This window comes from Enterococcus sp. C102(2024) (assembly GCF_040888205.1).
GTDB classification, from domain to species: domain Bacteria; phylum Bacillota; class Bacilli; order Lactobacillales; family Enterococcaceae; genus Enterococcus; species Enterococcus faecalis.
The window spans coordinates 429,629-441,785 of record NZ_JBFOHH010000002.1 but is presented as its reverse complement, the minus strand read 5'-3'; the positions used below and the strand labels follow the sequence as shown (position 1 = coordinate 441,785).

Here is a 12,157-nt window from a genome sequence, read left to right as displayed (position 1 = left end):
GCATGTACGGCGCGGTATATGATGATATCAGAAAACGTTAAAGGAGCGAATCAAATGATTACATCACTAGCAGATACAGTAACATTAAACAACGGCACTAAAATTCCAGGAATGGGTCTCGGGGTATTCCAAATACCAGATGAAGAGACAGCAAAAGTGGTCGAAGAAGGGATTATCAATGGTTATCGTTTAATCGATACAGCGCAAATCTATGGCAATGAATCTGGCACAGGAGCGGGAATTAAAGCAGGCTTAGCGGCAACTGGTTTGAACCGTGAGGACTTATTTGTTACCTCGAAAGTTTGGAACGCGCATATTTCCTATGATGAAACAATTCAAGCTTTCAATGATAGTTTGGAACGTTTAGGTTTAGATTATTTAGATTTGTATTTAATTCATTGGCCAGGAAATAATTCTTACAAAGAATCATGGCAAGCTTTAGAAACTTTATATGCTGAAGGAAAAGTGAAAGCAATTGGTGTCAGCAACTTCCAAGTTCATCATTTAGAAGATTTACTTTCTTATGCAAAAGTTGTTCCGGTAATTAACCAAGTGGAACTACATCCAAAATTGGATCAAAAAGAAGTGCGTGATTTCTGTGAAAAACATGATATCAAAGTCCAAGCTTGGTCACCATTGATGCAAGGCCAATTATTATCGAATGAAACCATTTTGGCGATTGCTGAGAACCATAATAAATCAGCAGCGCAAGTGATTTTACGTTGGGATATTCAACAAGATATCTTATTAGCCGTGAAATCTGTCCACAAAGAACGGATGATTAGCAATGCAGCGGTCTTTGATTTTGAACTAAGTGCAGAAGAAATGGCACAAATTAACCAATTGAATGAATCGTTACGTGTGGGACCAGATCCAGACACGTTTGATTTCTAAAAATTAACTAGGAGGAGATACAATGAGTGAAGCAGTTAAAGGTTTTTCAGTAGTCAACCACGTGGGGATTACAGTCAGTAATTTGGATGAATCAGTAAAGTTTTATGAAGCATTAACAGGAACAAAAATCGCAAATCGTGATGAAATTGGTGGAAAACGGATGGCCCAAACACAAGGGTTAGATGATACATTAATCAAGTATGCCAATGTGCATCTAGAAAACATCAATATTGATTTATTAGAATATGTTAAACCAAAATCAGAAAAAGCTTCTTATTCCAACGAACAAATTAGTGCAATGCATATGTGTTTCGAAGTGGAAGATATTGATGCAGCTGTTGCACGTTTAAGAGCGATTGGCGTAGAACCTGATGGAGAGCCGATTACATTCCAAGAAGAAGATGGCTTGAAGAGCGGTTTTGGTACAGGTGTCGCTTACTTTACCGATCCAGATGGTACAAATTTAGAATTGATTGCTCCTAAAGGTCCATTTACACGAAATTAAGTTAAAAGACTTTCAAACAAACATCAAAAAGAACCCCTCATTCTAGTTACTGGTACTAGAATGAGGGGTTCTTTTTATTTTTTGAGACAGAAGTCGCTAAAGAAAAGATATTCCAAATCCGTAATTGATGGTATACTAAAACGTAACAAATAAAGGAGGAAGACAATTGATTCTTAGCGTCTTAACAGTTATTTATTTTATTAATGCAATTATTGCGGGAATTACCATTTTGTTAAAACCTCGAGATGTAGCAGCAATTTGGGCATGGCTACTCGTACTGATTGCTCTACCCGTTTTTGGTTTTTTCTTATATTTATTCTTTGGGCGCGGTTTAACCGACAAAAAGAAATTTTATTTGCAACAAAGTGATTTGCGGGAATTAGAGAATTTTCAGAATTTCCAAGAAGAAAGTTTTGAACTTTATAGTCAAAAGATGCCGACGGAGGAGCAACAACAGTTTACAGACTTTTTTTCCTCGTTAAATAGGATGCCTCTGACTAAGAAAAATGATGTTGAAATTTTTACGGATGGTACGGAAAAATTCAATGCGTTGATGGCAGACATAAAAAAAGCTCAGCACTCCATTCATATTGAATATTATGCCTTTGTAACGGATCATATCGGTACCAAAATTTTGAACTTATTAGAAGAAAAGGCGGCTGAAGGGGTTGAAGTGCGGTTGCTTTACGATGCCTTTGGCTCAAAGGGTACCAAGGTTCATCATTTGAATGAATTGAAAAAAAACGGCGGTTTTGTCCAAACGTTTATTACTTCTCAAAAAGCACTTTTGAAGTTTCGTTTGAATTATCATGATCACCGGAAAATTGTTGTTATTGACGGAAAAGTAGGCTACATTGGCGGCTTTAATGTTGCCGATCAATATGCCGGAACGACTAAAAAGTTTGGCTATTGGCGGGATACACATTTACGGATTCAAGGGCCAGCAGCCTCATTACTGCAAATGCGTTTTTTAATGGATTGGAACGTCTCTTCCCCCGAGAAAAATCGTGTGGCGTATCAATTGGATTATTTCTTTAAACTTGAAGCATTGGTGCCAGAGGCAAATACATCCATTCAGATGATTGCCAGTGGTCCTAACAGTGACCGTGAACAAATTAAATTGGCCTTTATTAAATTGATTACTTCTGCCAAGAAAAGAGTCTGGATTCAAACGCCGTATTTAGTTCCTGATGACAGTGTCTTGGCTGCTTTAAAGGTTGCTGCGGCTTCAGGAGTAGATGTTAAAATTATGATTCCAGATAAGCCCGACCATCCGTTTATTTATCGAGCAACACAGTATTACGGCCGCTTATTGATGAAAGAAAATATTGAAATTTTAATTTATAACGGTGGTTTCTTACATGCGAAAACAATGATTATGGATGATGAAGTCTGCACAGTTGGTTCAGCCAATCAAGATATCCGAAGTTACAAATTAAACTTTGAAGCAAATGCTGTGTTATATGATAAAAAAATCATTGATCAATTAGAAGCAATTTTCTTAGAAGATCGAAAAAAATGTACAACAATGACTCCAGAAGTTGTTCGTGACATGTCAAAATGGTTGATTTTTAAACAACAAATTTCACGATTATTTTCACCAATTCTTTAAAACTGTTTTTCACAAAATGACGAACTTCTGATCCGAAGTTCGTCATTTTTCTTCGGGAATTTTATAAAAGTATAGAAAATCACAAAAAAAGTCAAAAAATTTTTAAAGAATATTTTTTAAATTTTTTCGTTATTTTTTTATCTGTAGTTGTTGTTAAAACAAATAAATATTATTGTGGATTCGTTATTTTATTTTTGTGAAAAAGGGGCATCTTTTGTAAAAGTAAAAAAAATTAAGCAAAGAGTGTTGACAAAAAAAACGAAAAGGAATATGCTACATGTACAAGTTAAATACAAAGCAATGACAGAAAAGCAGTAGAGAAATAACCACTGTTACAGAAAGCTAGTGGCGCTGGAAACTAGTACACGTTATTTATCGAATTACATTCTTGAGCTTCTGCCTACAGGGCACGGGTAACAGCGTTATTTGTTAAGAGGTATATAGTATTTTAAATAAACTAAACTATGTATAAATTTGGGTGGTACCACGAGAAATTCGTCCCTAAGTCGTTTCGACGGCTTAGGGATTTTTTGTATTCTTTTTTTGAATACGTGGCAGACCAAAGAAAATTTCGTGAACCCGTGTATACATAGAAATAAACACGGGATATCGTGTAAAAACAAGTGTGTTAATCGTTTATTTCGTTAAATGAACGATTTCCTATAAAGAGATAATTATAAATATGGAGGGTGATAACATGAATATCATTGACGAGCTAGCATGGCGTGATGCAATCAATCAACAAACAAACGAAGAAGGACTAAGAGAACTTACAGAAAATACGAGCATTTCGCTATATTGCGGTGTCGATCCAACTGGAGATAGCATGCATATTGGACATTTAATTCCTTTTATGATGATGAAACGATTCCAATTAGCAGGTCATCACCCATACATTTTAATTGGTGGCGGAACTGGAACAATTGGTGACCCAAGTGGACGAACAACTGAACGTGTTTTACAAACGATGGAAGCTGTGCAACATAATGTGGACAGTCTTTCAAACCAAATGAAAAAATTATTTGGTAAAGATGCTGAGGTAACAATGGTGAACAACTACGATTGGTTATCAGAACTATCTTTATTAGATTTTTTAAGAGATTACGGGAAAAACTTTAATGTCAACACGATGTTGGCAAAAGACATTGTCGCTAGTCGTTTAGAAAGTGGCATTTCCTTTACAGAATTCACATACCAAATTCTTCAATCAATTGACTTTTACACATTGCATAAAAAACATAATATTCAATTGCAAATTGGTGGCGCTGATCAATGGGGCAATATCACTGCAGGATTAGATTTGATTCGTAAAAAAGAAGGACCAGAAGCCAAAGTATTCGGGTTAACTATTCCTTTAATGCTAAAAGCAGATGGTACAAAATTTGGGAAAACAGCGGGTGGCGCTATCTGGTTAGATCCTAAGAAAACCTCACCATTTGAATTCTACCAATTCTGGTTAAACCAAGATGATCGTGATGTCATCAAATACTTGAAATTCTTTACTTTCTTAGATAAAGAAGAAATCGATGCGTTAGCTGAAAAAGTTGAAAAAGAACCAGGTAAACGTGAAGCACAAAGACGCTTAGCTGAAGAAGTGACACGATTTGTTCACGATGATGCAGCATTAGAAGAAGCGCAAAAAATTTCAGAAGCTCTTTTCTCAGGCAATATTAAAGACTTAACGATTGAGGAAATCGAGCAAGGGTTAGAACATGTGCCAACTGTTGAAATTACCAAAGATGCTAAAAACATCGTAGATTGGTTAGTTGACACAGAAATCGAACCATCAAAACGTCAAGCTCGCGAAGATGTGAGCGGAGGAGCTATAAGTATTAACGGTGACCGAGTTACCGATTTAGATTTTGCAGTCGATCCAACACAACATTTCGATGGAAAATTCGTTGTTGTACGGAAAGGGAAGAAAAATTACTTTTTAGCAAAAGTAATGGATTAGAAATTGATAATAATTTCACGAAGAGAAGACGTGTGATTATTTGATCAAAGTTAAAATTCTATTTCTCCTTACAGGTAGTGGTGAAACCGTTAATACACCTAATAAGAGTGGGATTGTACACACAATCCCACTCTTATTTTTTTATATAATGGTTCTGACAAGACACCTTGTGAAAAAATTATAAAATTAAAGAGCTATGATAACCATTGTTATTTTTCTTCTTTACACTTTAGCCGTTTGGGTGTAAGTTGTGAATGCAAAATCTAATTCATTAAAATTTGTAAGGAGGAATTTTCGTATGAAAAACGAAAAATTAGCAAAAGGCGAAATGAACCTTAATGCACTATTCATTGGGGACAAAGCCGAAAACGGACAATTATATAAAGACTTGTTGATCGACTTAGTAGATGAACATTTAGGATGGCGTCAAAACTACATGCCACAAGACATGCCAGTTATCTCTTCTCAAGAACGCACATCTGAAAGCTACGAAAAAACTGTCAACCATATGAAAGATGTATTGAATGAAATCTCTTCTCGCATGCGTACACATTCAGTTCCATGGCATACAGCAGGTAGATATTGGGGACATATGAACTCAGAAACATTAATGCCTTCTCTATTAGCTTACAACTTTGCAATGCTATGGAACGGGAACAACGTTGCCTATGAATCTTCTCCAGCAACTTCTCAAATGGAAGAAGAAGTAGGACATGAATTTGCTCACTTAATGAGCTACAAAAATGGTTGGGGACACATCGTTGCTGATGGTTCTTTAGCTAACTTAGAAGGCTTATGGTATGCCCGTAACATTAAATCATTACCATTTGCTATGAAAGAAGTAAAACCAGAATTAGTTGCTGGCAAATCAGATTGGGAACTATTGAACATGCCAACAAAAGAAATTATGGACTTATTAGAATCAGCTGAAGATGAAATTGATGAAATCAAAGCTCATTCAGCTCGTTCAGGTAAACATTTACAAGCAATCGGTAAATGGTTAGTCCCACAAACTAAACACTATTCTTGGTTAAAAGCTGCTGATATTATCGGTATCGGTTTAGATCAAGTTATCCCAGTACCAGTTGACCATAACTACCGTATGGATATCAACGAATTAGAAAAAATCGTTCGTGGCTTAGCAGAAGAACAAATTCCAGTGCTAGGTGTTGTCGGTGTAGTTGGTTCTACTGAAGAAGGTGCCGTTGACTCAATCGATAAAATTATTGCTTTACGCGATGAATTAATGAAAGACGGTATTTACTATTATGTACACGTTGATGCTGCTTATGGTGGTTATGGACGTGCCATCTTCTTAGACGAAGACAACAACTTCATCCCTTACGAAGATTTACAAGATGTTCACGAAGAATACGGTGTCTTCAAAGAGAAAAAAGAACACATTTCAAGAGAAGTGTATGATGCATATAAAGCAATCGAATTAGCAGAATCAGTAACAATTGACCCTCATAAAATGGGTTATATCCCTTATTCAGCTGGTGGTATCGTTATCCAAGATATCCGTATGCGCGACGTTATTTCTTACTTCGCAACTTACGTATTTGAAAAAGGTGCCGATATTCCTGCGTTACTAGGTGCTTATATCCTTGAAGGTTCAAAAGCTGGTGCAACAGCTGCTTCTGTATGGGCTGCACATCACGTTTTACCTTTAAACGTTGCAGGTTATGGTAAATTAATTGGTGCTTCAATTGAAGGATCACATCATTTCTATAACTTCTTGAATGATTTAACATTCAAAGTTGGCGACAAAGAAATCGAAGTCCACACATTAACTCATCCAGACTTCAACATGGTTGACTATGTGTTTAAAGAAAAAGGCAACGATGATTTAGTAGCAATGAACAAATTAAACCATGATGTATATGACTATGCATCATACGTTAAAGGAAATATTTACAACAACGAATTCATTACTTCACATACTGACTTTGCTATTCCAGATTATGGCAACAGCCCATTAAAATTTGTAAACAGCTTAGGATTTAGTGACGAAGAATGGAACCGTGCAGGTAAAGTAACTGTGTTACGTGCTGCTGTAATGACTCCATACATGAACGATAAAGAAGAATTTGATGTTTACGCTCCTAAGATTCAAGCTGCTTTACAAGAAAAATTAGAACAAATTTACGACGTAAAATAATTGAATCTTAAACGGAAAAAAGAAATGGTAACCGAACGAGGGAACGTTGGTCTGGTTGATTTATTCAAGAGATAAATCAACCAGACGGCTAACCTCTTAACCAATTCTTTGTCTGGGTAAGAGGCAGTCGAATGACTGTTTTACTCAGCGTATAACAGTCATTCATGCTCCTTATCCAAAATCTTATAAGGAGTGTACAAAATTGGATAAACAACAAGTTAAAAAAATTGAATTAGGTACTTTTATCGGTTTAACAATGGCATTGTGTGCAACTGTACGTAGTATCCCAACACTTGCTGCTGTTGGTTGGACATTAATTTCTTACACAATTTTCGCGGTCTTATTCTTTGCTGGTCCAATCGCATTGATATCTGGTGAATTATCTACGATGCTTCCTCAAGAAGGTGGCCCTCAACTTTGGGTTAAAACTGCCTTAGGTAGCAAATGGGGTTTTGTTGTCGCTTGGTTACTATGGGTGCAAATGTTCCCAGGAATGGTAATGGTTGCTTCTACATTAGGCCCTTTGCTAGGTAATACATTTGGTAATGTTCACTTAGGTGAAAATCATTGGTTCGTATTAGGTTGTATCTTAGTGATTTACTGGATTATTACAATCTTGAACTTGAAATTTGACATGGCGAAAGTTGGCGGAAATATTGGTGTTTGGCTAGGTGTTTACATCCCAGTATTAGTTATGTTTGTTTTAGGTCTTCTTTCAATGATTAAAGTAGGCCTAACACCTGGCGGCTATTTAGGTGCCTTCTCTTGGTCAAAAGTTTTACCAAACTTAGAAAATATGGACACATTTAAATATCTAGCAGGGATTGCGTTTATCTTTGTTGGGATTGAAATGTCTTCTGTTTATATTCCTCGTTTGAAAGATGCAACAAAAAATTATACAAAAGGCGTTTTCATTTCATTAATTGGTTTAGTTTTATTAAACGTTATTAATGCAATGTTTGTTGCTAATATTGTTCCAAATGGCAAAATGGAATTGTCTAACATTACACAACCAATTTTGCTTTATTGTGACGTTTTAGGTTTACCAACAATTATTGGTAATATCTTTAGTTTCATGGTCTTCTTAGGCGTGTTATTACAATTATCTGCTTGGGTTACTGGACCATCAAAAACAATTATTCAAGTTGCTCGTGATGGCTTATTGCCACCAAAATTTGGTTTCCATCGCGAAAATAAATATGGCGTTTCTCGTAACGTTGTGTTAACACAATCTGTGGTTATCTCATTATTCGCATTACTTTATGGGGTAATGGATGATGTCAACGCTGTATTCTTAACTTTAACAAATGCAACAACAATTATTTATAGTATTGTGTATGTATTGATTGCGATTTCCCTAATTAAATTACGTAAATCTCAACCAGATACACTACGTCCTTACCGAATTGGTAAAAAAGGTAATGGCTTAGCTTATTTAGTGGCAGCAATGTTAATTTTTAGTGTTATCATTGTTATTTTCGCCACATTAGGTACAACAACCGTGACTGATGCAGTCTTAGTTGCATTAATCACTATTGTTATGTTTGTGATTCCGTTAATCATTAATCGCTTTAAAAAAGCAAGTTGGGCAACGGAAGTAAAAGAAGATTTAGGTGAATAAAAAGGCTAGCAATTATTTTGCTGAGTGCCTCTTCACCTGATGACTATAGTAAATTGTCGTTTGGAAACTGAAGCAAGTTCGATTATTGCTTCAGTTTTCGCTTTCCATAAAAGGAGGTTTTCATATGAAATCAACGAAACCCACTGTTTCGTTCGCTGAAAGTTTAGGCATTTTGATTGCCTTGTTAGCGATTCTCGGGTACTTAATTATTGGTCAAAAATTAACCCCTCACATACCGATTCTTTTTGTATTCATGTTGTTGTTGCTTTATGGCAAATGGAAAGGATTTTCTTGGGATGAGATCCACGAAGGCATTGTGGAAGGGATTAAACCAGGGATCATTCCGATTATTATTTTCTTGTTGATAGGTGTCTTAGTTGCTACTTGGATCTTGTCTGGGACGATTCCAACAATTATGGTCTATGGTTTTAAAATTATCTCAGTGAAGTTCTTCTTACCAACCGTTTTTGTGGTCTGTGCACTAGTTGGTGTGACGGTAGGGAGCTCCTTTACGACTGTTTCAACTATGGGGATTGCCTTTCTAGGTATTGGACATATTCTTGGATTTGACAATGCGATGACAGCTGGCGCAGTTGTTTCAGGTGCCTTTTTGGGGAACAACATTTCACCGTTATCTGATACAACAAACTTAGCTGCTGGAATTGGTGGCGTGAACCTTTTTGAACATATACTAAACATGATGTACACTGTTATTCCGGCGTTTATTATTTCGATTGTCGGCTATATCTTCTTGGGGCATCAATCTGGTTCGGCGGATTTACAATCGGTTGATGCAATGGTCCAAACGTTACATCAAGGATTCTGGATTTCACCGATAACATTGTTGCCAGTAGCGGTTTTATTCTTATTCGCTTGGAAAAAGGTACCGGCTATTCCAACGTTACTAGTCGGCTCTACAGTGGCGGTCATCTTAGCTTTTATAAATGATCATCACCTAAGTTTAGCGAAAGTTTCTACCATCTTAATGAGTGGTTATGTGGCAGATACAGGGGATCAAAGTATTGATACACTTTTATCTCGTGGTGGGATTGAAAGCATGTTAGGTTCTGCTGCGTTGATTATTTTGGCATTAGGTTTGGGCGGTTTGTTGATTAAGTTTAACATCGTGGCTACTTTAATTGATAAAATTAAAGGCTATGTGAATAATCCAGCCAAATTAATCGCTTTAACTGCCTTAAGTTCTGTGGGAATTAACTTACTAGTTGGCGAACAATATTTGTCAATTATTTTACCAGGGGAAACATTTAAATCCTCATTTACTCGTTTAGGTATTGATAAAAAATATTTAACTCGTACTTTGGCAGATGCTGGGGCGGCAGTCAACTCGTTAATTCCTTGGGGAGTTAGTGGTACCTTCATTATGGGAACGTTAAAAGTTGGTGCACTAGAATACTTACCATATGCCTTTTTCCCATTGCTTTGTCCCATTATCACCGTCATTTTGGGGATATTCTTAAAAAAACAACAAGGGGAAAACAAAAAAGCACCAGGGACTAACGTTGAATTGTGAGTTTTTTCAGATAATTAAACAATTGGTTACGATTGAACCTCAGTGTATCTACTGATTGGTTCAATCGTTTTTTCGTCACAGATTTTTTACAATTCTTCATATAATCTTTGAAGCTCCTTAAAGGCAATTTAATTATTCTAAGTTATGATACAAAGGATCAATCAAATAGGTGGATGAACGTGGTGTTAAACTCATAGAGACTAACAGTAGTTTATTCTTGCTCAATGTTGAGGTGTAGGTTCGAATCCTACCGTCCACTTTCTGTTATTTAAACCAACTAGAACGAAACACAAACAAGTGACGGATACACATGATTAAGGTACAATAAGGGTAGGGAAAACAAGGAGGAATTCTTATGAAAAAGATAGGGCTTATTTCTAGTGCTTTTCTTTTAACCCTTGCTTTAGCAGCATGCGGCGGCGGAAAAAGTACAGAAAATACAGATAGTCGTTCCAGTGCTGCGGAAAGTACCACAGTCGAGAGTACAAAAACATCTGCTACAAAAGAATCAAGTAGCAAAGCAGCAACGAAATCTAGTGATGCGAAACCGTCAGGAACAACAACAGCTGATTCGAAAGCAACAGCTTCTTCTACGAAGGAAGCGGCAAATAATGGCTCAGCAGAAAAGCAATCACCAGCGAAAAATGCGAATCCAGATGACCAAGCCAAGCAAGTGCTTAACCAGCTAGCAAACATGTTTCCTGGTCAAGGCTTACCGCAGGCAATTTTAACGAGTCAAACGAATAACTTTTTAACTGCAGCGACAACATCACAAGCGGATCAAAACAATTTCCGTGTTTTATATTATGCAGAAAAAGAAGCGATTCCAGTGAATGATGCACGTGTTAATCAGTTAACGCCAATTAGTTCTTTTGAGAAAAAAACATATGGCTCTGATGCCGAAGCAAAAAATGCAGTGAACCAAATCATTGACAATGGCGGTCAACCAGTAGATTTAGGTTACAATATTACTGGGTATAAACAAGGGGCGGCAGGTTCTAGTTACTTATCTTGGCAAGAAGGCAATTGGAGTTTAGTCGTACGGGCCTCAAATATCAATGGTGAATCGCCTGATGATTTAGCGAAAAATGTTGTCAACATTTTGGAACAAGAAACATTACCAGCACCGAATACCGTTGGTCAAATCACATTGAACGTGGCAGGAACCACTGACTATAATCGAAACTCAGTAGTTTGGCAAGCCGGTACAGTCGTTTACTCTGTCCACCATTTTGACCCAATTCAAGCAGTGAAGATGGCAACATCGATGTAATTAATAAAAAGAAAGCGTGCGACAATGCCCATTGTCGCACGCTTTCTTTTTATTATTTTTGTTCTGTATAACCTTGTGACTCCACCAATTCTTGGCTTTTCTTCATGCTAATTCCCTTAGAAGAATCTCCATCAATCTGGATACCATCTACTTTTTTGGCTTTATCATAATCAAGTTTTTCATAATTAATCGTCAATTTTTCGATGGCTTGTTTGTCCTCATAGGTCAGTTTGTAATCAAGCCCTTTGATGTCCTCATATTGTTTAGAAACGGGTTCCAACGCTGTTTTTGCCTCTTCTTTTGTAATCCCCAACTTGTCATAAGAAACAATGTTTTTAGCCGTTTGCGTTAAGACTTTATCTCCTTGGTACGTATAGGTTAAGGTGGAATCAATCCCATCTTGTGGCGAACCTACAAAGGTTTTTGTCTCTATTTTTGAACCGCAACTTGCAAGAAAAAATACCCCAATAAAAATTAAAAATACGCGTAAAAACTTTTTCATTTCTAGATAACCTCCTTTAGCTGTTTATTCTTGACTGTAACATAACACGGCAAATAATTACTGTTAAGTAGAAAGCTTGTGAGAAGTCCAGCAAATAAAAAACT

Annotated in this window: 9 protein-coding genes and 1 other annotated feature; of the genes, 8 read left to right on the top strand and 1 reads right to left on the bottom strand. The window is 36.6% G+C overall.

Annotation, left to right across the window (positions count from 1 at the left end; all coding sequences use genetic code 11):
* Window positions 1-18 precede the first annotated feature (18 nt).
* The 8 genes from AB3I34_RS06695 to AB3I34_RS06660 all read left to right on the top strand — a co-directional run bounded on the left by AB3I34_RS06695 (window position 19) and on the right by AB3I34_RS06660 (window position 11,551).
* Window positions 19-894 carry an aldo/keto reductase gene (locus AB3I34_RS06695; protein ID WP_002384874.1) on the top strand — a complete coding sequence of 292 codons (876 nt, stop codon included), beginning with the start codon at window positions 19-21 and terminating at the stop codon, window positions 892-894.
* Between the two features lie 22 nt (window positions 895-916).
* The gene (locus AB3I34_RS06690) at window positions 917-1,399 is read left to right on the top strand and encodes a VOC family protein (protein WP_002355441.1); all 483 of its coding nucleotides are present in this window, start codon (window positions 917-919) and stop codon (window positions 1,397-1,399) included.
* Between the two features lie 166 nt (window positions 1,400-1,565).
* Entirely contained in the window at window positions 1,566-3,011 is a 1,446-nt protein-coding gene (gene cls, locus AB3I34_RS06685; protein WP_002361214.1) for a cardiolipin synthase, read from the top strand.
* Between the two features lie 291 nt (window positions 3,012-3,302).
* Window positions 3,303-3,517 (top strand) — a binding site (T-box leader).
* 191 nt (window positions 3,518-3,708) lie between these two features.
* Window positions 3,709-4,965, top strand: coding sequence for a tyrosine--tRNA ligase (tyrS, locus tag AB3I34_RS06680; RefSeq protein WP_002355444.1), 1,257 nt, complete (start codon window positions 3,709-3,711; stop codon window positions 4,963-4,965).
* A gap of 298 nt (window positions 4,966-5,263) precedes the next feature.
* A complete protein-coding gene (tdc, locus tag AB3I34_RS06675; RefSeq protein ID WP_002355450.1) occupies window positions 5,264-7,126 on the top strand; it encodes a tyrosine decarboxylase in 1,863 nt (620 codons plus the stop codon).
* A gap of 202 nt (window positions 7,127-7,328) precedes the next feature.
* A complete protein-coding gene (tyrP, locus tag AB3I34_RS06670; protein ID WP_002355453.1) occupies window positions 7,329-8,747 on the top strand; it encodes a tyrosine-tyramine antiporter in 1,419 nt (472 codons plus the stop codon).
* A gap of 124 nt (window positions 8,748-8,871) precedes the next feature.
* The gene (gene nhaC, locus AB3I34_RS06665; protein ID WP_002363118.1) at window positions 8,872-10,278 is read left to right on the top strand and encodes a Na+/H+ antiporter NhaC; all 1,407 of its coding nucleotides are present in this window, start codon (window positions 8,872-8,874) and stop codon (window positions 10,276-10,278) included.
* 355 nt (window positions 10,279-10,633) lie between these two features.
* The gene (locus AB3I34_RS06660) at window positions 10,634-11,551 is read left to right on the top strand and encodes a hypothetical protein (RefSeq protein ID WP_002375884.1); all 918 of its coding nucleotides are present in this window, start codon (window positions 10,634-10,636) and stop codon (window positions 11,549-11,551) included.
* Between the two features lie 52 nt (window positions 11,552-11,603).
* Here the strand turns inward: AB3I34_RS06660 and AB3I34_RS06655 are convergent, their stop codons facing one another.
* Window positions 11,604-12,053 (bottom strand): YehR family lipoprotein, encoded by a 450-nt coding sequence (locus tag AB3I34_RS06655; RefSeq protein ID WP_002355456.1) that lies wholly within the window; start codon window positions 12,051-12,053, stop codon window positions 11,604-11,606.
* Between the last annotated feature and the right edge of the window lie 104 nt (window positions 12,054-12,157).

What these genes read in the sequence shown, in the direction of transcription:
- AB3I34_RS06655 (WP_002355456.1), bottom strand. Translation starts at nt 12,053, where the DNA reads ATGAAAAAGTTTTTACGCGTATTTTTAATTTTTATTGGGGTATTTTTT.
- AB3I34_RS06695 (WP_002384874.1), top strand. Translation starts at nt 19, where the DNA reads ATGATGATATCAGAAAACGTTAAAGGAGCGAATCAAATGATTACATCA.
- nhaC (WP_002363118.1), top strand. Translation starts at nt 8,872, where the DNA reads ATGAAATCAACGAAACCCACTGTTTCGTTCGCTGAAAGTTTAGGCATT.
- tyrS (WP_002355444.1), top strand. Translation starts at nt 3,709, where the DNA reads ATGAATATCATTGACGAGCTAGCATGGCGTGATGCAATCAATCAACAA.
- AB3I34_RS06690 (WP_002355441.1), top strand. Translation starts at nt 917, where the DNA reads ATGAGTGAAGCAGTTAAAGGTTTTTCAGTAGTCAACCACGTGGGGATT.
- AB3I34_RS06660 (WP_002375884.1), top strand. Translation starts at nt 10,634, where the DNA reads ATGAAAAAGATAGGGCTTATTTCTAGTGCTTTTCTTTTAACCCTTGCT.
- tdc (WP_002355450.1), top strand. Translation starts at nt 5,264, where the DNA reads ATGAAAAACGAAAAATTAGCAAAAGGCGAAATGAACCTTAATGCACTA.